The sequence below is a fragment of the Halobacillus sp. SY10 genome, from assembly GCF_045401165.1.
Taxonomy (GTDB): Bacteria; Bacillota; Bacilli; order Bacillales; family Halobacillaceae; genus Halobacillus; species Halobacillus aidingensis.
In genome coordinates, this window is sequence record NZ_CP174345.1 from 1,233,338 (window position 1) to 1,253,649 (window position 20,312).

At 45.1% G+C, this 20,312-nt stretch carries 16 protein-coding genes; 12 read left to right on the forward strand and 4 right to left on the reverse strand.

Features of this window, described 5'->3' with window-relative positions; genetic code table 11:
* Window positions 1-40: 40 nt before the first annotated feature.
* Window positions 41-985, reverse strand: a complete 945-nt coding sequence (locus ACJA3J_RS06320) for a nucleoside hydrolase (RefSeq protein WP_406945810.1) — start codon at window positions 983-985, stop codon at window positions 41-43.
* Between the two features lie 177 nt (window positions 986-1,162).
* On the opposite strand from ACJA3J_RS06320, the gene ACJA3J_RS06325 reads away from it, so the two are divergent.
* Window positions 1,163-2,179 (forward strand): LacI family DNA-binding transcriptional regulator, encoded by a 1,017-nt coding sequence (locus ACJA3J_RS06325; protein ID WP_089654225.1) that lies wholly within the window; start codon window positions 1,163-1,165, stop codon window positions 2,177-2,179.
* An 820-nt stretch (window positions 2,180-2,999) separates the two neighbouring features.
* On the opposite strand, the gene yhfH is transcribed toward ACJA3J_RS06325, so the two are convergent.
* Window positions 3,000-3,128 (reverse strand): protein YhfH, encoded by a 129-nt coding sequence (gene yhfH, locus ACJA3J_RS06330; protein ID WP_074735206.1) that lies wholly within the window; start codon window positions 3,126-3,128, stop codon window positions 3,000-3,002.
* Between the two features lie 120 nt (window positions 3,129-3,248).
* Here yhfH and ACJA3J_RS06335 point away from each other — a divergent pair, with 120 nt between their 5' ends.
* From ACJA3J_RS06335 to ACJA3J_RS06355, 5 genes are all read left to right on the forward strand, one after another.
* Window positions 3,249-3,980 (forward strand): MBL fold metallo-hydrolase, encoded by a 732-nt coding sequence (locus ACJA3J_RS06335; protein ID WP_089654226.1) that lies wholly within the window; start codon window positions 3,249-3,251, stop codon window positions 3,978-3,980.
* A gap of 66 nt (window positions 3,981-4,046) precedes the next feature.
* Entirely contained in the window at window positions 4,047-5,048 is a 1,002-nt protein-coding gene (locus ACJA3J_RS06340; protein WP_406945811.1) for a lipoate--protein ligase, read from the forward strand.
* A 163-nt stretch (window positions 5,049-5,211) separates the two neighbouring features.
* On the forward strand, window positions 5,212-6,753 hold the full coding sequence (locus ACJA3J_RS06345; RefSeq protein WP_406945812.1) for a fatty acid--CoA ligase family protein: 1,542 nt from the start codon (window positions 5,212-5,214) through the stop codon (window positions 6,751-6,753).
* Window positions 6,754-6,879: 126 nt separating this feature from the next.
* Entirely contained in the window at window positions 6,880-7,815 is a 936-nt protein-coding gene (locus tag ACJA3J_RS06350) for a hypothetical protein (protein ID WP_406945813.1), read from the forward strand.
* Window positions 7,816-8,759: 944 nt separating this feature from the next.
* Complete coding sequence (locus tag ACJA3J_RS06355; protein ID WP_406945814.1) at window positions 8,760-9,509, forward strand: SDR family NAD(P)-dependent oxidoreductase; 750 nt, start codon at window positions 8,760-8,762, stop codon at window positions 9,507-9,509.
* Here the strand turns inward: ACJA3J_RS06355 and ACJA3J_RS06360 are convergent, their stop codons facing one another.
* The gene (locus tag ACJA3J_RS06360) at window positions 9,510-9,956 is read right to left on the reverse strand and encodes a DUF3939 domain-containing protein (protein WP_089654231.1); all 447 of its coding nucleotides are present in this window, start codon (window positions 9,954-9,956) and stop codon (window positions 9,510-9,512) included.
* A 306-nt stretch (window positions 9,957-10,262) separates the two neighbouring features.
* On the opposite strand from ACJA3J_RS06360, the gene ACJA3J_RS06365 reads away from it, so the two are divergent.
* Window positions 10,263-10,790, forward strand: a complete 528-nt coding sequence (locus tag ACJA3J_RS06365; protein ID WP_089654232.1) for a competence protein ComK — start codon at window positions 10,263-10,265, stop codon at window positions 10,788-10,790.
* On the opposite strand, the gene ACJA3J_RS06370 is transcribed toward ACJA3J_RS06365, so the two are convergent.
* Complete coding sequence (locus tag ACJA3J_RS06370; protein ID WP_089654233.1) at window positions 10,711-11,127, reverse strand: hypothetical protein; 417 nt, start codon at window positions 11,125-11,127, stop codon at window positions 10,711-10,713. The genes ACJA3J_RS06365 and ACJA3J_RS06370 overlap by 80 nt on opposite strands.
* A 211-nt stretch (window positions 11,128-11,338) precedes the next feature.
* Here ACJA3J_RS06370 and ACJA3J_RS06375 point away from each other — a divergent pair, with 211 nt between their 5' ends.
* The 5 genes from ACJA3J_RS06375 (at window position 11,339) to ACJA3J_RS06395 (ending at window position 20,228) form a co-directional block, all read left to right on the forward strand.
* A complete protein-coding gene (locus tag ACJA3J_RS06375; protein ID WP_146814220.1) occupies window positions 11,339-11,986 on the forward strand; it encodes a TVP38/TMEM64 family protein in 648 nt (215 codons plus the stop codon).
* 54 nt (window positions 11,987-12,040) lie between these two features.
* Window positions 12,041-12,577 carry a signal peptidase I gene (lepB, locus tag ACJA3J_RS06380; RefSeq protein WP_089654235.1) on the forward strand — a complete coding sequence of 179 codons (537 nt, stop codon included), beginning with the start codon at window positions 12,041-12,043 and terminating at the stop codon, window positions 12,575-12,577.
* Window positions 12,578-12,737: 160 nt separating this feature from the next.
* A complete protein-coding gene (gene addB / locus ACJA3J_RS06385) occupies window positions 12,738-16,238 on the forward strand; it encodes a helicase-exonuclease AddAB subunit AddB (protein WP_406945815.1) in 3,501 nt (1,166 codons plus the stop codon).
* Window positions 16,238-19,957: a helicase-exonuclease AddAB subunit AddA gene (addA, locus tag ACJA3J_RS06390; protein ID WP_406945816.1), complete on the forward strand. Its 3,720-nt coding sequence runs from the start codon at window positions 16,238-16,240 to the stop codon at window positions 19,955-19,957. The genes addB and addA overlap by 1 nt, the downstream gene beginning before the upstream one ends.
* The gene (locus ACJA3J_RS06395; protein ID WP_089654238.1) at window positions 19,941-20,228 is read left to right on the forward strand and encodes an HNH endonuclease; all 288 of its coding nucleotides are present in this window, start codon (window positions 19,941-19,943) and stop codon (window positions 20,226-20,228) included. Before addA ends, ACJA3J_RS06395 begins: the two co-directional genes overlap by 17 nt.
* Window positions 20,229-20,312 lie beyond the last annotated feature (84 nt).

Consider the following 20,312-nt stretch of genomic DNA (forward strand, 5'->3'; position numbering starts at 1 on the left):
GCATTCTTAAGAATGCTTCCTTTTTCTATCCATTTTTTTACTATTTGGCTGTCATGATATCAACGAAGTCTTTGATGAAGGCTTTTCGATTGAAGTCAATAATGATATTGTGCATGGGATAATCTTCAATATATTCAGGTGCCGGGCGGAAGTCAGCGTAGGTTAGCCCTTGAGAAGGCCCGATCGCATTCACACTCACTTGTCTTTCTACAACCTTGTAATCTTCAGGATTCATCAAATAAGAGAATAATGTAACGTCATGAAGAGGGGCACCATCAATGCCAGGAATGATGGATTTGTATTGGGTACTGTAGTAGTCCATGATGGGAAAGATGATTTTTGAAAATGGTGTATCGTTCTCAGCCGCCACTTTTTTTATCGTATCCAGAGGGATCACCGCGCGGTTGCTTACATTCAAAGGGACAAAGGTTACATTTTCTCCATGAGCGGCTACGATTTTGGCGGCTTGAGGGTCTCCGTACACGTTAGCTTCAGCAACGGAAGTGCGGTTACCAGGTACGAAAAACGCACCTCCCATTACATAGACATCTCCTGATTTATCAATGTTGCTTTCAGATTGGATATAGGTAAGAGCGAGAGAAGTAAAACGGGACAGGTTAATAATGGTCAAATCTTCCCCATATGTATCGATCAGTTCGTAAACTTTTTGAAAACGTTCATGGTCAGGAGTCTCAATCGTTGGGATGATTTCCCCGAGACCGTGGGCTCCGTGTATATCAAAGAAAAATTCAGGTGGTGCTCCTGTCAGAGGTTTATCTGCTCCTTTAATAATTGGTATATCAGGTTCTTGAGCCAATTGAAGCAGGTAAGCTGTGTTCTTTAATGCGATATCCTGACTAACGTTCCCATATTCTGCGACAATCCCCACGACTTCAATTTCAGGGTGGAGAAGGGCATACATGATAGCAAACGCATCATCAACACCCGGATCTGTGATAATCAAAACTTTTCTCAGGTGAATCATCTCCCTGTTTTTTCCTTTTTCTAATTTTATTATTCGTGAGGGGTTAATATGTGTGGGAAGGTTATTTAAGGTTTTAGTGAATCTCTATCAATATATGAAAGGGCTTGCAAGAAAACTGAATGATTAGTATGATTGGAATTGGAAACGTTTTCAAGAAAGCATTGAGGGGGAGTAAGTATGGCTACGATTGAAGATGTAGCGAAACTGGCTGGATTATCGAGGACAACGGTCTCCCGGGTCATCAATGATCAGCCTTACGTGACAGATGAAAAAAGACAGCGAATCATTCAAGCCATGAACGACCTTGGATATGTTCCCAATTCTTCCGCCCGTCGTCTTCGAAGTCAAAAAACGGAGACGATCGCCGTTCTATTGCCACGCCTGACAAATCCTTTTTTCGGTAATTTGATAGAGGCGATGGAGGAAAAAGCTTCCGAATGGGGATATCAAGTCATCGTCTGTCAAACACATGATTCCAAGAAAAAAGAAATGGATTACTTACAATTATTAAAGACGAAGCAAGTGGACGGTGTGATTATGGCTTCACTTGTTAATGATTGGGAAGATGTTAAACCTTTTTTAGAGTGTGGACCTATCGTTTTTTGTAATGAATATATGGACGAGTCCAGCATTTCTATGATTCATATGGATCACAAGCAAGCGGCATATGAAGCGACCATTCACCTGTTGGAACAGGGGTGCACACACATTTCCTATGTAAGTGGTGGGCCTGAAAGTCACTTGTCAAAAAAACGGAAAGAAGGTTTTACGGAAGCTTTGTCTGAATATGGACTTTCTTTTCAGGAAGATTTAGCGATTGACTGGGCCATGGATGTCAGTGATGGTCAAAAAGTCTTTCATATGATTAAAGATGAGCTTCCACATGTAGATGGTGTGTTTACTGGAAGCGACGAGGTTGCTGCCGGGTTAATTTATGAAGCGACTTCCTCATCCAATTGGGTGATTCCAGATGATTTAGCCGTCGTCGGTTTTGATAACCAGATGATCTCTTTATTGATGGTTCCTTCCGTTACAACGATTGAACAACCTGTGAAACAAATGGCTGATAAAACGGTTGAAGTGTTAATCCAACAACTCTTGCATCCTGGTGCTCTTGCCCCGAACAGATATGTCTATCCTCATCAGCTGCTTGTAAGAAATTCCACAAAACGCAAAAAACTATCCATCCAGTAGCACCCTGCCGGATGGATAGTTTTTTTGTGATCCAAAAATTTATTGAGCTATATGGCAGGATTGCGAAAGACTCGATTTCGAGACTTTTGTGGGAGTTTAGGGGCTCCGGGAAAAGGTTCGCTTTTCCGTGGGCGAGTGATGAGCCTCCTCGAGCTAACGCTCTGCGGGGGGTCTCATCTACCACGCACTTCCTCTTAGGTATCCGGTTCCGGCGCCTAGCGGCTAGTGAGAGTTCCCTCGCTTCTGTACGATAAGTCAACATCGAATCGCTCCCCTCTTCGTGTTTCCTTTATCTCCTCCAACTCAGTCCAGTCCATACGCCGCTGACCAAGGCGCCTGCACACTTAAGGTAGGAGTCTCACCGTTTCCCTCCGCCCTTTACCATATGAGGTTCTCGAAATCGCTCTAGCAGTAACCTGCCAAGTTCGGTAATGAAGACCTGCTCACCCACGCCGTTATAGATTCGTTTTAACCATAGATTCTGCACGAATAAGGCTTGGGAACAGGGTCTGTGAAACGTCCGCATGAAAAACGAATGGAGACACAAACGTGTGTGTTTTTCTCCTGACTGATTCAAAGCACTGCAAATCGTCGTTTCCCTGACCCCGTATCCATGGCCAGGGAATCATCATTCATTATTTCAACCAGTCAAGGCTTTCTTAAGGGAGACTCTGTAGGTGCTCCTTGTCCTCCCAAAGAAAGCGAGCCCCACAATAGGGAGCTATTATGAAAAAGGGGAAAAAAGGCAAAAAAAATAGCAGCCTTTGACAGCTGCTCCAAATCTCATGTTCTTTCTTATGTTTTTTGTGGAATACTAGACTTAGCGGGCCGGATGGTCACATTCGTCGCAAATGTTGCCGTAGCAGTCAGCTTTTTCCTGGATCACATTCCCACAGTTGGAGCAGTGCTTTTTCGGAAGGTTACGGAAGAACTCAAGAACACTCATCATCTGTAAATCGCCTCCAATTAATTTTTAATGTAAAACCATTGTATTATAACAATATTCAGAAATCAACCATCTGTTATAAAACAATGTATAATTAGGCTAAAAGTTTTAGGAGTGATGAAAATGAAAGTGACAATTATCGGTTATTGGGGAGCTTACCCTGCAGCGGGTAGTGCAACTTCTGGGTATTTATTTGAAAAAGACGGGTTTTCGATGCTAGTCGATTGTGGGAGCGGTGTGTTATCACGGCTGCAACAATTTAAGAAGGTAGATGAACTGGATGCGGTCGTTCTTTCTCATTATCATCATGACCACATTGCAGATATTGGACCTCTTCAATATGCCTGCCTTGTTCAGAATACCATTGCAGAGACAAACAAAACGCTCCCAATCTATGGCCATAAAGAAGAGAAGGGGAAGTTTGAAACGTTAACACATCAATATACGAAAGGAATAGCTTATGAGCCTGGTAAAACGCTGGAAGTAGGTCCTTTCTCCATCCAATTCCAAAAAACGAATCATCCTGTCTCTTGTTATGGTATGCGAATTTCTGATGGTAATGACACGGCGGTTTACACAGCAGATACAAGCTATTTCAAGGAGTGGGCGACATTTGCAAAAAATGCGGACCTTCTGATTACAGATACAAACTTTTATAAAGACATGGACGGAAAGAAAGCGGGGCATATGACGAGTACAGAGGCAGCCACCATTGCTGAAGAGGGCAATGTGCAGACATTATGGCTCAGTCATCTGCCACACTTTGGGCAGCTGACGAGGCTGCGTCAGGAAGCGGAGGATATCTTCGGCGGAACCATTCAACTGGCGGACGAAGGGCTTACATGGAGTAAATGAATTGTTTCCAAGCCCCTAAACGATTACAATGGTACATGGACAAAACGGACTGAAAGGATGAAACGCATGCTTTTTATTGACCATGAGGGGATTAACGATCCTCGCATTAACTTGGCCATTGAAGAATACGCATTAAAAAATCTCGATATCAACGACACTTACTTACTGTTCTATATCAACGAACCTTCCATCATCATTGGTAAAAATCAAAATACGGTGGAAGAAATCAATACAAGCTATGTAGAGGAAAACGGGATCCATGTTGTTCGTCGTCTTTCCGGCGGAGGTGCGGTATATCATGATCTAGGAAACTTGAACTTCAGTTTCATTACGAAGGACGATGGGGACAGCTTTCATGATTTCGCTAAATTCACAAAACCGGTAACGGAAGCACTTAAGAAATTGGGTGTAAACGCAGAGTTGTCCGGGCGTAATGATATTGTGGCAGAAGATGGCAGGAAAATTTCAGGGAATGCCCAATTCTCAACCCGGGGCCGTATGTTCAGTCACGGTACATTAATGCTTGACTCAGAAATTGAGAACGTTGTTTCTGCTTTGAACGTGAAAACGGAGAAGATCAAGTCGAAGGGAATTAAATCGATTCGTAGTCGTGTCGCAAATATTTCTGAATTCCTTGATGAAAAAATCTCTATGGAAGAGTTCAAGAACTTGATCCTGCGCTATATTTTCAATGTCGAAGATGTGAAGGATGTTCCTCAATATAAGTTGACGAAAGAAGATTGGGAAAACATTTACAAGCTGGCAGAAGAACGCTATAAAAATTGGGACTGGAATTACGGCAAGTCTCCGAAGTTCAACATTCAGCATACGAAACGAATTGAAGGTGCCGGCAGCTATGACATTCGTCTCGATGTAGCCAAAGGGCACATTCAGAATGCGAAGATCTTTGGTGATTTCTTTGGTGTTGGAGACATCAATGAGATTGAAGAAAAACTAATTGGCACGAAGTATGAACGCCAGGCGATATCTGAAGCTCTAGGTGATGTGGATGTTTCTCACTACCTGGGTAAAATCAGCAAAGAAGATTTTCTTGATATGGTATATTAACAAAAAAGGAACGGTCCTCACCTAAGGATCGTTCCTTTTTTGTTAATTCCAATCCAGGTGCCTTAGGACGACAAATGTTGCTAAATAGTTTTCAGTATTTTATAATTATATTGAAAATTAATATAATGAATGACCATTCATTCATAATCAAGGGGGAGCATACATGAATCTAAGCGAACAACTGTCGCTTACGGCTCAGCGTCATCCCGCTAAAGATGCCTACATATTTCAAGGCGAGCGGGTGAGTTATCAAGAGTTTGATGCAACAGTCACTAAATTCGCTTCTAAGTTGTCTGAACTAGGTTATGGAAAAGGAGATCATTTGGCGCTTGTGAGCGGCAACAGTCCTTTGTTCATGATTGGACTTTACGGAGCACTCCGAGCAGGAACAACCGTCATACCAATTAATCCTACGTACACCGTTGATGAAATGAGTTACATTTTGAAAAATGGAGACGTCAAGGCTGTGATGACGATGGATGTATTGATCGAGAAGTTTGAAGTTATGGACCATGACCTCGATGTTGGCCACTATTTTGTAGCAGACACCGGAACTGGTGTGGATTTGGAGACTTCTTCATTAAACGAAAAAATGAAATCGTTTACAAGTGTTGTTGCGGACGGAAGTTTAGATTATAAAGCCTCTCCACTTGATGATCAGGACGTGGGAGTTATTCTGTACACATCCGGAACAACAGGAAAACCGAAAGGCGCGATGCTCACACATCAAAATTTATACTCGAACGCGACGGATGTAGCGGATTACCTGCAAATCACTTCAGATGATCGTGTGATTGCTACGTTACCAATGTTTCATGTTTTCTGCTTGACGGTCTGTTTAAACGCTCCCGTCATGAATGGCGGAACCGTTCTAATCGTACCTAAATTCTCTCCTCAAGAAGTATTTGCAACTGCGGAAGAACACCAGGCAACGGTGTTCGCGGGTGTACCGACCATGTATAACTATTTATTACAGACCGGAAAAGAACAGGCACCAACGTTCCGCCACATGCGTCTTTGCATTTCTGGAGGTTCCTCCTTGCCGGTCGCTTTATTGGAATCATTTGAAAAACAGTTCAACGTACGTGTTTCGGAAGGTTATGGACTCTCAGAAGCCTCACCTGTTACAGCTTTCAACCCCTTGGATCGACCAAGAAAAGCAGGATCCATCGGGCAAAATATTAAAAATGTCGAAAATAAAGTGGTGGATGAACTGGGCGAAGAGCTTCCTGACGGTGAGGTAGGCGAATTGATTGTCAAAGGTCCGAATGTCATGAAGGGATATTATAAACTTCCTGAAGAGACTGCTGTTACGATTCGGGATGGTTGGTTATATACAGGAGACATGGCTCGTCAGGATGAGGACGGATATTTTTACATCGTCGATCGTAAAAAAGATATGATCCTTGTTGGAGGATATAACGTCTATCCAAGAGAAGTAGAAGAAGTATTGTACCAACACGAAGATGTCACTGAAGTTGCAGTTGTAGGAACACCTGACCCTGAATTAGGGGAGACGGTCATCAGTTTTGTCGTTTCTAAAAATCCAACGTTAACAGAAGCACAACTGACCGAATATTGCCGGGATCATTTAGCGAAGTATAAGGTTCCTTCACGCATTGAATTTATGTCAGAGCTTCCTAAAAATACGACAGGAAAAATCCTTCGCAAAAATTTACGGGAACAACTTACGAATTCTAAATAAGATCACACTATACAAAAAGCTCAAAGTCTCTTAGACTTTGAGCTTTTTAAATCTTCCTCTATGTTATTGGGTATGGTTGGAACTTTTTCTATTGCGAGACGTAGAAAATAGAAAGGGGGAAGAGTGATGGAAGAATTACATGAATCATTAATGGAAGCTAGAAGAAGATATCTCGAGAAAGAACGTCTACATAGAGAGAGGGAACAATTAAAAAAAGAACATAAAGAACTGCGTGCTAAAGAACAGCACTACTTAGAAAAGCTCAAGGAAGAACAAGAAGATGTCGAAAAACTGGAACGCATGAGCCTTACGAATCTATTTGTTACGATCACAGGTAAAAAGCTGGAGAGAGTGGAACAAGAGAAGCGTGAGGCTGTGGAGGCTCGCTTGAAATGGAGGGAAGCTCATCAATCAGCTCTTGAGGTAAAAAAGGAAGAAAAAGCTCTTTCTGAGAGAATCACAGCTTGTGGAAATCCGAAAGCGGAGTATGAGGGGCTGTACCAGAGAAAGAAGCAATTCCTTATTTCTAAAGGTGAGGAAAAAGGCGAGCGGTTGCTTAAACTTAGTGAAAAACGATCCATGCTCCAGGCGGAGTTGGTTGAAATTAATGAGGCGATCCATGCAGGGCAGTCCGCCATGCAATCCTTGGAGAAAGCATCGGTTTCGTTGACTTCTGCTGAAAACTGGGGAGCACTGGATATGCTGGGAGGGGGGCTTTTGACTACGGCCGTCAAGCATTCGCGTGTAGATGATGCAGATACCGCCATTCACACCGCACAAAGACACTTGCGGAAGTTCGCAAATGAAATTGAGGACCTTGGCAATCATTACGATATTAACCTCCGTATATCTGGCGGTTTGACAGTTGCTGACTATTTTTTGGATGGTTTACTTGTGGATTGGTTCGTCCAGAATAAGATTCAATCCTCTCATGAAGAAGTAAGGGAAATTAGAAAAAAGACTCATGAATCTCTTCTTGATCTCGAATCACTTCAACGTCAATTTGCAACAAAAGAAACCCAATTGACGAAGGAGATGGATCATATTGTCCGATATACGTGATTGGAAGATTCAGTTGTCGCATGTCATTTACTAGAAAATTCGCACCAGTTTGCGGACCTCCGCAACTTTTTTTCGGTGAATCCGGACCTAGGATATATTACAATAGAAACAGATAAGCGGTGATGCTTATTTATCTCATAACTATTTATGATTTGGTTGTCATAAATAGGTCAGTAACGTTGTTTACTGATGAGTGTCATGGAAAAGTCTTTCCTCTCAAAAGAACTTTTCCAACAATTTATTCCCTCACTCAAAAGTTAACCAGTCGTCTCTTTTGGCCCATGCTCACGTGAGCATGGGCACTTTTTTTGTCTTTTCTTATCCCACAAAAGCTCCCTTTTCTTGAAGACTCAGTTTCGAGACTTTTGTTGAGTGGAGGGGGGGGCTGCGGGGAATGACTCGCTTTCCGTGGGAGCGCGGTGAGCCTCCTCGAGCTTCGCTCTGCGGGGTCTCACCAAGCACTTTTTTCCCACAGGAGTCTCGCCATTCCCCTCCGCCCCTTTGCCATATAAGGATCTCTAAACTTCTGGAATAAGTTGCTTTTACTCACAAGGAAAGTGGAGGAGTATGAACTTCCATGACCGCCATTCTGAATGGAAAAGCTTAGTCTAGAGCGCTTTATTACTATAGACCAGGAATTGTGGAAAACACTCATCCTCGGTAAAGGGGTTCGTTTCACGTACACATTGAATGGGGTGGTTGGGAAGCTGCGAGACTCCCGTGGGAGAAGGAGATAGGCGAGATCCCGCAGGACAAAGTCCGAGGAAGCTCGGCGCTCCCCCACAGGAAAGCGAGTAGCTTCCCAACCACCCCTGGCACTCAATGCGGCAAACGAACCCAGAAAAGTCTCGAAACTTAGTCTTACACAATCATGCCAAATACTTTAATAAACTTTGCTGATTGTGTGAAAAATAACGGAATGATGGATGGAAGGGAGCTTAAAGATGGTGAAAAAATTAGAGGGTCAAGTTGTGTTGGTGACTGGTGCAAATCGTGGACAGGGAAAGGCAATTGCAGAATATTTGTTATCTCTTGGCGCAAAGGTGGCGTTTGGGGCGCGAAATGTCAACCTTGCTGAAGAGGTGGTAACATCTACAGGGTCTCCGGAAGCATTTGCTGTACAGTTAGATGTAACGAAGAATGAGGAATGGATAGCTGCAATGGCTAAGGTCGTGAAGAAATTCGGCCGGTTGGATGTGCTTGTGAACAATGCTGGCCTGTTGATCCGCAAACCTTTTATAGAGATGAAAGCGGAGGAGTATGAGCAATTGATCCAAGTAAATCAGTTGGGGGTCTTTTTCGGAATGCAGGCAGCTATCCCTTATATGATCGAACAAGGGAAGGGTTCCATCGTGAATAACTTATCTATCTCTTCTTTCGCTCCGATTAGTCAGTCATCTGCATACGCAGCAACGAAAGCATCTGTGGTGGCGATGTCAAAAGCTGCAGCTATTGAACTCGGACCATCAGGGGTTCGTGTCAATATGGTTCACCCAGGCGGGGTTGAGACTGAGATGGCGACAGAGGGAAAAGGGGTACCGGAATTTTATGATTCGATCCCGCTCGGCAGGATCGGGCAGCCCCTGGAAATAGCGAAAGCTATTGCTTTCCTTGCTTCTGACGACAGTTCCTATTGTACGGGAACGGAAATCGTTGTGGATGGCGGGATGACATTAGGGACGGCTGATCGCTGATTATTCAGGCTTTTTGTAGGTGATCATAAATTCTTCTTTTGTAAGATAAAAGTCACGTTCTGGTCTGCGTTGTAACAAATGATGATTTTCGAGCTTATAATAACTTATCCGTTTATATGGGTCATCATCTATGACAGGAAGCTCCTGTGTCTGTTTCATATATTGGTCGACGGCATGTTGAACAAGATCGATATCCAGCGCAAGATTCCGGTCCTGTTCTTCAAACAACTCATAGGTTTCCCGGGACATGTAGAAGTTTTGAATAGGCACAGCCTTTAAGTAGGGGGCTAAAAGTTCATAATCCAAGGTAAGGTCCTCTTTGATGATCACACTTAGAGGAACATCGCTCGGCTTGGCATCCGCATAGGCATGGACGGCTTTTCGGACATCGTGGATGGATAAATCCTTTTTCTCCAGTTTCGGCTTCTTGTTTTTTCGACTCCACATGTGTATTCCTCCTAAATGAAATTTTGCTTGAGAGGTGTTTCGAATGAAAGATCAACCGGTTCAGCCTGAACTCGATTTCTTCACATTACTTAATCCTGACTTTGGTCGTGGTGAAGAGCAGAGAGGAAACAAAGGGCAGAAAGAAGAAAAGGTGTAATTGTAGTATAGCAGAATTGTCGAAATGAAACATTTTTTAAGAATGTTTAGACTTTTGTCGGGTGATTTGGTAAATTAAAGAAGATGAGCGGTAGGTTCGACCTGAGTGTAGAGCTGCCGCCACTTGAAATGAAAGAGGTGTTGTAGTGGATGACATATGTTCATGGAAAAGAATACGAGATTAATCCGCAGACCATTGCTCTTATAGCCAAAAACAAAGAGGATGGACAAGCTATGACAGAAGTTATGGAGACGGATGAGCGCTTTGTCATTTCCAAATGTCCAAGTGATCTTATCGATCGTTCCTGCCGTTATTTTGCAAGCAGCCTCGATGGTCGGATCGCTGGCACAAAGCAATTGACCGGTTACACGCACAAACCCCCGATTGTCATATCAGAAGCGATGGGCATTTATTTCTTCCCGATTATCTCCCCGAAACGAAAAGACTGCTCCTGGATCGCCCACAAATATATTCGCTCCTACCGTGGAGAGCCCAACAAAACGACGACCGTTCAATTCGCGAACGGTATGTCCGTCAATCTTCCCGTTTCTGATGGCATGTTCGCCAATCAGGTCCAGCGAACCGCTCATTTGCGCGTCATTCTTGAGGACCGTTTCCATTCGACACCTTTGGTTGCTGATCATCGTGCTGAACGGATCGCTGAGACCTTCTCATAAGCTCGAATAAAATGTTTTCCACTTTTTTTCTGATGGCTGGGTTGAAATAGTTGCGTTTCTCCTCATATCCATGAGCTAAAAAAAGGAAAGAGGTAAATGAATCGTTTCTGCCTGATTCAACCACCTGCAATTTCATTTGATCCATTTGCTTTCTTAGTTCTCTCCGTTCCTTTCGCGCTTCCAGTTCCATTTTTCCGAGCATCTCCATGTACGGCTCCTTGATTTTGAATTTCCCTTGTTCCATGTGTTTCCGATCCTGCCTGATCACAGTGATGGCCATAGATAAAAACAAATAGCGGGAAGCGAGATCCAATTCGTTTTGTTTTAGATACCTCATGTCATTCTCCTCCGAATACGAACAAGTGTTCTTGTATGTATTATACCACGGGAAGGTCCAATGTATGCAAGGTAGTTTTACAAAAAGGTTGAAAGTGGCAAGAAGGGGAAATGCTAGATATGGGCTCACATACTGGTAGGCATGGAGCAGAATTTCAGATAAAATAAAGAAAAGCATACACTGGTCGTTAGTGTACATAAGGAGCAGCATCATGGATTCAGTGTTTGAAAAAATAAACCAATGGCGCCATTTAGCGGAGAATGATCAATTATTTGATTACATCATCAGACAGCTTGAAGGATTGGAACGTTTTGGACCAATCCCGGGCATCCTATTTCCTCTTATCGAAGCGTTTTTGCCGATTTTGCCACTTGTCGCCTTTGTTTTGGCCAATGCTGTGGTGTATGGGTTATTCAAAGGATTTCTTTATTCATGGCTTGGGGCCGTTTTCGGATCCTTGTGCGTATTTTTTATTATTCGCCGATTAGGGGACAAGCGTTTGTTCAGGAAGATTACAAGGCAAAAGCAAGTGAAGAAAGTGACGAAGTGGGTGGAAGAGCATGGGTTTGGACCACTGTTCCTGCTCATGTGCTTCCCCTTTTCTCCCTCATCCATCATTAATGTGGTTTCTGGGTTATCTAATGTCAGCCGGCAGCAATTCATCCTAGCTGTCCTTTTGGGCAAAGCCGTGATGATTTTTACAATTGCCTATGTAGGTTCGAGCATCGCATCGTTTGCGCAAAATCCAGTGAAATCCATTGTTGTCGGCGTTTGCATTCTGCTCTTTTGGGTGCTTGGGAAGTATATTGAAAAGAGAATACAAATAAAAGCGGAACAGAAAGCGTACAGCGGGGATTAAGTTTGTCTCAGCCGGGGTAAAATGTTTGTAGCATAACACCTGGAGGCGCAAATAATGAAAAAATATAAAAGAGCGATCCGAACGGTATTAATCGCCCTATTGCTGGCTTTTGTGTTCCGCTCTTATTTATTCGCGAGCTACATTGTAGACGGCGAATCAATGGAGCCGACGCTCTATGACGGGAATTTATTGATGGTCAATAAAGCTGTCTACGATTGGCAGGATATAGGAAGGCAGCAGGTCATCGTTTTTCACGCAAATGAACAAGAGGATTATGTAAAGCGGGTCATCGGAATTAGCGGGGATGAAATTGCTGTTCGGGATGATCAGTTATATATCAATGGTAAACGTGTCGACGAAAGTTACCTCGACCCACTCCGTCCGAATGATGGCCTGCCTTTTACGGAAGATTTCACCTTGGAAGATGTGACGGGTCATCAGAAGGTCCCTGAAGGTCACTTATTCGTAATGGGGGACAACAGACGGGACAGTCTGGATAGTAGATATTTCGGGTTTGTACCCGCTGATACCGTCGTCGGAAAAGTGGATGTACGCTACTGGCCGATGAATCAACTCGGCGTGCAGTTTTAACCGCAACCGTCCTTAAAGGGCGGTTTTTTTATGTCTATCGTTATTCAACTATCTGTCAGTCTTCAAGAATAGGGAGCGATTGTGGAAGAGCGGGAGAGCATCATAAATGGTGCAAAAATGATAAAATATAAACAGAATGAGAAAGAAAGGAGCGGTCGGTATGGGACTGCGTTTTTTGCTCGGTCGTTCAGGAGCAGGAAAAAGTACACGTTGCTTAAATGAAATAGAAGCAAAGTTAAAAGAAGACCCACGAGGACCAGCGATTATTTATATCGTGCCGGACCAGATGACTTTCCAACAGGAATACGGCCTTCTGAAAAGAGAGGGAGTAGAAGGATCGATTCGTGCCCAAGTCTTCAGTTTTTCAAGGCTGGCCTGGAGAGTGCTTCAGGAAACCGGAGGGGGGACGAAGAAGTTCATCACGTCTACAGGGGTTCAGATGATGCTGCGTAAAATCGTGGAGGAACGAACGTCTGATTGGCGTGTTTTTCAAAAAGCGGTTGAGAAACAGGGGTTCATTGAACAGCTGGAGGGGATGATCACAGAGTTCAAGCGTTACCGCATTACACCCGAGGACCTTCAAGCACAGATGGACGCGCTTGATCAGTTCGTTCACACCACGAGTCAGGAACAGGGTTTGAGAGACAAGCTGGATGATATGACATACATTTATGATCGTCTTGTTGATGCGTTGAAAGATCAATACATAGATAGTGAGGATCAGCTCCAGCTTCTTGCCAGCAAAATTCCTGAGGCTTCTTTTTTAGAAGGAGCAGAAGTGTACATTGACGGGTTTCACAGCTTCACGCCTCAGGAGTATCAAGTCATTGAAACCCTGTTGAGAAAGGTGAAGAAGGTTCATATCACGTTGACGACAGAAGAACCGGCAGGAGAAGAGAATCCTGAGCTGGATCTGTTTCATGAAACGAAACAAACGTACCTTGATCTGAAAAAGGTGGCTGAGGAAGCAGGTGTCCGTTTGGAAGATACGGAGGTGCTCGACCATACGTCGGGCCGGATGAAAGACCAACCCGCATTTCTTCATTTGGAAAAGTACTATGATGTACGACCAGCGGACCCGTTTGAAGGAGAAGTGCCGATTCAGATTGCAGAAGCGGTCCACCCTCGTGCAGAAGTTGAAGGGGTCGCGCAGGAAATTCTTCATCTTGTTCGTGATGAAGGCTACCGTTATAAGGATATGGCCATTCTGATGCGTGAGCCGGACGTTTATCATAGTCTGATTGAAACGCTCTTTGATGATTACAATATTCCTGTATTTATCGATGAAAAAAGGACGATGCTCAACCATCCGATGATTGAACTCGTCCGATCTGGACTCGATGTCGTAGAAGGGAATTTCCGTTATGATGCTGTTTTTCGACTGTTAAAAACCGGTTTTATTCCAGCGACAGACCGCAAGTATCCATTGAATGAAGATGCGATTGACGAACTGGAAAATTACGTGCTTGAGTACGGCATACGGGCGCGCAGTCAATGGTTTTCAAATGAGCCCTGGGTTTATCAGCGTTTTCGTGGATTTGAACAGTCCGCACAGACGGATGAAGAAAAAGCGAAACAAGCGCGGATCAATGCGTACCGTGAACAAGTGCGCCAAGCGCTCAAGCCATTTGATGAGGAGTTAAGAACAGCCAAGACGATTGAAGAGCGTGCACGAGTCATTTACTCATGGTTGGAAGGTTTGCGTGTTCCGGATCAGCTTGAGTCGTGGCGTACGTTTTATGATGAAAAAGGAGACATTGAGCGCGGGCGGGAACAGGCGCAAGTATGGGATGATTTCCTGCTACTGCTCGATGAAATGGTGGAAATGGCCGGCGACGAAAAAATGTCACTCCAAGTTTTTCGCAGTACGATTGACAGTGGCTTGGAATCATTGACGTTCGCCCACGTTCCGCCAAGCATGGACCATGTCATCGTCGGAAGTGTTGACCGTTCAAGAATGACGGGCATCAAAGCGTCCTTTCTTCTCGGTGTCACCGATGGGATGTGGCCGATGAAGCCGCCAAGTGATGGCATGATTTCTGAACAGGAGCGTTCCTTGCTTGCGGAGCACGGCATTCAACTTGCGGATGGCAGCAATCGTCAGCTGCTGGATGATCGTTTTTATGTGTACTTGGCTCTTACAATGCCTGCCGATAAATTGTGGATCAGCTATCCGCTCAGTAATGAGGAAGGAAAGTCTAAGGTTCCGGCGACGCTCATCCAACGGATCGAGGAATTGTTCCCGAATACGAGGGAGCATGTGCTTTTGCAGGATCCTGATGATTTGTACGATGCGGAGCGGTTCATTACGAATCCGCAAAAGACACGGTCGGCACTCACCTCGCAGTTTGCCCGGTATTTGAAAGGTTATTTGATGCAGCCGGTCTGGTGGGAATTGCTGAACTGGTATATCGAGCACGAGTCTTCCCATGGATTGACGAACCGTGTATTGCAGAGTCTTTTTTACAAAAATAAACCGGTGCCTCTTTCCAAAGAAACGACAGGGCAGTTGTTCGATAAGCAGGTGAAAACGAGTGTTTCACGACTGGAAACGTATCACCGCTGTTCGTATCAGTATTTCGCCCAGCACAGCCTGGGGCTTGAGGAACGAAGGACTTACAAGTTGGATGCCCCTGACATTGGCCAGCTTTTCCACGAAGCGCTTAAGCAGATTACGGAATGGGTTCAGGCTGAAGGACGTGACTTTTCTCAACTGGGACGTCAGGAAACCAACCTCTATGCAGAAAAAGCGACCAATGAACTGGCACCAATACTACAAAATCAAATCTTGAAAAGTTCGAACCGCTATCAATATATCCAGAAGAAACTGCAGCAGGTCATTGCACGAGCAACGTTTGTCCTTAGTGAGCAGGCAAGGAGTAGTCAGTTTTCTCCTGTCGGTCTGGAACTAGGCTTCGGGACCGGGGGGGATGCGAAACTTCCACCATTGTCTTTCGACTTGCCGAATGGGTATGAACTCATGCTTCGCGGGCGTATCGACCGTGTAGATAAAGCTCTTTCAGAAGAAGATCTATTTTTAAGAATCATTGATTACAAATCAAGTAGCAAGGGCTTGAGTCTCGTTGATGTCTTCTATGGTTTGTCGCTACAGATGCTCGCTTATTTAGATGTTGTGCTGACGAACGCTGAGCATTGGCTCGGAAAGAATGCGTCCCCTGGAGGCGTGCTTTATTTCCATGTGCACAACCCGATGATTACAGGAAAACAGCTTCTTAAAGATGAGCAGATTGAAGAAGAGATTTTCAAGAAGTTCAAAATGCAGGGCCTGCTTTTAGAAAATGAACGTGTCGTTCAGATGATGGATACTGGTCTTGATAAAGGATACAGCCAAATCGTGCCGGCCGCTTTGAAAGCGAAGGGTGGATTTTATAAGAGTTCAAAAACAGCGGATGAAGAGCGTTTTGAACAATTGAAACAGTACATCCGCGGGTTGATGACAGAAGCGGGGACGAGAATTACGGATGGGGCGGTCGATCTTGACCCGTTTCAGAAAAAACAGCAGGTCGCCTGCGAGTTTTGTTCATACCGGTCCGTCTGTCAGTTTGACCCGACACTGGAAGAACACAACTATCGGAAACTCCAGGACATGAAGGATGAAGATGTCCTGGAGAGACTGACGAAAGGGAAGGAGGATGCGTAATGGTCAGTTGGACAAAAGAACAGGAGAGGGCGATTTATTCGCATGGATCGAACATCCTCGTAGCTGCGGCTGCGGGTTCAGGGAAGACAGCGGTTCTTGTAGAGCGGATTATTCAAAAACTCCTTCATAAAGATGACCCTGTCGATATTGACTCCCTGCTTGTGGTGACGTTCACAAATGCCGCGGCACAAGAAATGAGAAACCGTGTAGGACAGGCATTGGCGAAGGCTTTAGAAGAAAATCCAGGTTCCCATCATTTGAAAAAACAGCTATCCTTGCTGCAAAACGCTTCCATCTCCACGCTCCACTCGTTCTGTATGGAAGTGGTGCGTCGCTATGCCTACTTGCTTGATCTAGACCCTGGCTTCCGGATTGCGGATACGGTTGAATCGGATTTGATTCAGCAGGAGGTGCTTGAAGAGCTGTTTGAGGACTGGTACGGAAAAGAAGGCGAAGAGCAGCAACGCTTTTTTGATGTGGTTGAACGGTTTTCAAGCGACCGGAGTGACTTGGATGTAGAGAAACTGGTGCTCGACTTGTACACGTTCGCTACACAAAACCCTTGGCCGGATGCCTGGATTGATCAAATGGTAGAGATGTACAATGTGACCCATGTCGAAAGTGAGACGGACCTGCCATGGCTCAACCTGCTGAAACAAGAGGTGAAAAGTCAGCTGAAGGCAATGGAAACAGAAGCACAGCAAGTGTTGGAACTCACACGAGAACCGGACGGCCCCTATGCTTATGCGGAAACAGCAGAATCGGACCTTGAGCTGATTCAACAGGCCAAAGGGGCGATTGCTTACTCATGGTCGGAAATGCAGAGATTTATGGCTGATCAGAAATTTGCCACGTTATCCCGCAAGAAGATGGATTGTGATGCAGATAAAAAAGAACAGGCCAAAAAAATTCGCGACCGTTATAAGAAACGTTGGAATGAGGTCCGTGATGAATGGTTCTCTCGTTCGCTCGAAAGCTACTTGAAAGATATGCAGGACCTGCATCCCGTCATGGAACAGCTCGCCGTCATCGTGAAAGACTTTAAGGAGCGGTACGAGCAGCTGAAGAAAGAAAAAGCGATCGTTGACTTCTCTGACTTGGAGCACTATTGCCTGCACATTTTACTTGATGAAACAGCGACTCCTGTGGACCTAGTGCCTTCCCCTGTGGCGGAAAGTTTTCAGAAGCAGTTTTCAGAGGTGTTGATCGATGAATATCAAGATACGAACCTCGTACAGGAAACGTTACTTCGTCTCTTAACGGAAGGAAAAGATGCAGGACACCTATTTATGGTCGGAGATGTGAAGCAGAGCATCTACCGGTTCCGACATGCAGAACCTTCCTTGTTTTTAAACAAGTACAAACTTTATGGGAATGAAGAAAATGATGGAGAGCGGATTGATCTTGCCCGTAACTTCCGGAGCCGAAAACAGGTGCTCGATGCGACGAACTATATCTTCCGCCAAGTGCTTGATGAAGAAGTTGGGGAGATGGAGTATGAAAAGGATGCGGAGCTCATTTACAGCAACAAAATTTATGATGAACTAACGGCTGATGATGCCGACGCGGAGCTTTTCCTTATCGACCGGGAGTCACAGGAAAGCGACAGCGACGAGGATGAGGCTTATAAAGATTTGGAAAAAGCCCAGCTCGAAGCCCGCGCCTATGGAAAAATGATTCGCAAATGGCTCGGATATGAAGGGGGAGAACCACTCCAAGTCGTGGATAAAGAAACCGGAACGAAGCGTCCATTACAATATAGGGACATCGTCATCCTGATGCGTTCGATGACGTGGGCATCGACCATCGTGGACGAACTGAAGCAGCAAGGCATTCCGATTTATGCAGAGCTCTCGACGGGATATTTCAAAGCTATTGAAATTAAAGTGATGCTCAGTCTACTCAAAGTGATCGATAACCCGATGCAGGATATCCCGCTCGCATCTGTACTCAAATCGCCGATCGTTGGTCTTGATGAAGATGAGCTTGCACAAATTCGTCTCGCGAAGAAGCGGGCAACCTATTATGAAGCCATGCAGGCTTATGCAGCGAAGGATAATTTAGGGCGGAAAGTGGACGAGTTCCTTGGATTGTTGAAAAGCTTTCGGGAACGGGCGCGTCAAGGGGCTTTGTCTGAACTCATTTGGGATATTTTCCGTGAAACGGGCTACTACGACTTTGTCGGTGGAATGCCGGGAGGGCGTCAGCGTCAAGCGAACTTGAGAGCTTTGTACGACCGTGCGCGCTCTTATGAAGCCACCTCTTTCCGTGGGTTGTTCCGCTTCCTTCGTTTTATTGAGCGGATGGAAGAAAGAGGGGATGACCTCGGAGCGGCCCGTGCTCTTGGTGAGCAGGAAGATGTTGTCCGGATCATGACGATTCACAAGAGTAAGGGGCTTGAGTTCCCTGTCGTCATTCTTGGAGCTATGGACAAGCAGTTCAATATGATGGACTTGAAGAACCGATACTTACTGCATAAAGATTATGGATTCGGTTCCCGTTACATCAATCCGGAAAAAAGGATCATGTACCCGACGCTTGCCTATCACGCATTGAAAGAAGCCAAACGCCGTGAGCTCTTAGCGGAGGAAATGAGAGTGTTGTATGTAGCTTTGACAAGAGCGAAGGAGAAACTCGTCATGGTGGGCAATGTCGCCTCTTTTGAGAAGAAACAGGAGAAGTGGCAGAACTTTGCAGATGCCCGTGACTGGGTGCTTCCGCCTCACGACCGCCTGGAGGCAAAGTCTTACCTCGATTGGGTCGGCCCCGCGTTAATTCGTCACCAGAACACGATCGACCTTCGTGGTGATGTGGAAGTGATGACGGCTGAGGAAATTCACTATGACGAATCTCAGTGGCGGGTGCACATTGCTCACGGAAGTGAATTTAGTATCCTTGATGAAGTGAAAGAAAAGCGGGATGAACAGTTGCAGCAGGCGGTTGAGGAATGGAAACCGGTCGAGGTCCCTGAAGCAGTGGATGAAGCGTATGTGAAGCGCCTCGACTTTGTTTACCCACATGAAAAGGCGGCCCATACCCGCGCCAAGCAGACCGTTACCGAAATTAAACGGCAACGTGAGACGAAAGACGAATACTCAAGCGACCAGCTGCTCGTTCCTTACCGTGCGCCCATCGTCAAGCGCCCTCGTTTTATGCAGGAGGAAAAACAACTGACTGCAGCGGAACGCGGAACTGCGATGCACACCGTCATGCAACACTTGCCCTTTACAAAAAAATGGACGAGAGACGAAGTGGAAGAGTACGTGGAGCACTTGGTTCTAAAAGAAGTGCTCCGGCGCGAAGAAGCGGATGTGATCGATTCTCAAGCCGTCGCGGACTTCTTCGAAACCGATATAGGGAAGTATGTATTGCAAACAGATCAGATTGAACGCGAAGTTCCATTCAGTCTGACTTTGCCCGCCGATGAAGTTTATGCGGACTGGGAAGAATCGACAGAGGAGCAAGTCTTCATTCAGGGTGTCATTGACGCTATGATTCCATATGAAGACGGCTGGATGATTCTAGATTATAAATCCGATGCGATACCTGAAGGTACAGAGGATGCAGCATCAAAGTTGGCGGATAGGTACCGCACGCAATTAAGCTTGTACCAAACCGCACTTGAAAAGATTTGGAAGCAGCCTGTTCGCAAGAGTTGTTTATATTTCTTCGAGGGATCCATCATGGTGGAGGTCGATACACATGGGAGAAACCTGTGATCTATGCGCCCGTTCTCCGGTCAAAACGACAGAACATCACTTGATTCCGAAACAATTCGGAGGTGTGGAGGGTCCCACAGCGATGCTGTGCAGTGCCTGTCACCGTCAGATTCACGCATTATTCACAAACGAAGAACTGGCAGCCTTTTACCATAGTGTAGAACGTTTAAAAGATCATCCGGATATGCAGAAGTATTTACGCTGGGTGAAGAAACAGGATCCAGAGAAGAAAATATCAACAAGAAAATCGAATCGAAGAAAAAGAAAATGAAGAAACCGGACACGTGTCCGGTTTCTTTTTTTGATAAGGGTGAGGAGCTGCCTATTTTCCTAACCCGATCGTGGAAAGTGACTT

Bases quoted from the DNA above. Each gene is read 5' to 3' on its own strand.
- ACJA3J_RS06320 (WP_406945810.1), bottom strand. From the start codon at position 985: ATGATTCACCTGAGAAAAGTTTTGATTATCACAGATCCGGGTGTTGAT.
- ACJA3J_RS06325 (WP_089654225.1), top strand. From the start codon at position 1,163: ATGGCTACGATTGAAGATGTAGCGAAACTGGCTGGATTATCGAGGACA.
- yhfH (WP_074735206.1), bottom strand. From the start codon at position 3,128: ATGATGAGTGTTCTTGAGTTCTTCCGTAACCTTCCGAAAAAGCACTGC.
- ACJA3J_RS06335 (WP_089654226.1), top strand. From the start codon at position 3,249: ATGAAAGTGACAATTATCGGTTATTGGGGAGCTTACCCTGCAGCGGGT.
- ACJA3J_RS06340 (WP_406945811.1), top strand. From the start codon at position 4,047: ATGCTTTTTATTGACCATGAGGGGATTAACGATCCTCGCATTAACTTG.
- ACJA3J_RS06345 (WP_406945812.1), top strand. From the start codon at position 5,212: ATGAATCTAAGCGAACAACTGTCGCTTACGGCTCAGCGTCATCCCGCT.
- ACJA3J_RS06350 (WP_406945813.1), top strand. From the start codon at position 6,880: ATGGAAGAATTACATGAATCATTAATGGAAGCTAGAAGAAGATATCTC.
- ACJA3J_RS06355 (WP_406945814.1), top strand. From the start codon at position 8,760: ATGGTGAAAAAATTAGAGGGTCAAGTTGTGTTGGTGACTGGTGCAAAT.
- ACJA3J_RS06360 (WP_089654231.1), bottom strand. From the start codon at position 9,956: ATGTGGAGTCGAAAAAACAAGAAGCCGAAACTGGAGAAAAAGGATTTA.
- ACJA3J_RS06365 (WP_089654232.1), top strand. From the start codon at position 10,263: ATGACATATGTTCATGGAAAAGAATACGAGATTAATCCGCAGACCATT.
- ACJA3J_RS06370 (WP_089654233.1), bottom strand. From the start codon at position 11,127: ATGAGGTATCTAAAACAAAACGAATTGGATCTCGCTTCCCGCTATTTG.
- ACJA3J_RS06375 (WP_146814220.1), top strand. From the start codon at position 11,339: ATGGATTCAGTGTTTGAAAAAATAAACCAATGGCGCCATTTAGCGGAG.
- lepB (WP_089654235.1), top strand. From the start codon at position 12,041: ATGAAAAAATATAAAAGAGCGATCCGAACGGTATTAATCGCCCTATTG.
- addB (WP_406945815.1), top strand. From the start codon at position 12,738: ATGGGACTGCGTTTTTTGCTCGGTCGTTCAGGAGCAGGAAAAAGTACA.
- addA (WP_406945816.1), top strand. From the start codon at position 16,238: ATGGTCAGTTGGACAAAAGAACAGGAGAGGGCGATTTATTCGCATGGA.
- ACJA3J_RS06395 (WP_089654238.1), top strand. From the start codon at position 19,941: ATGGGAGAAACCTGTGATCTATGCGCCCGTTCTCCGGTCAAAACGACA.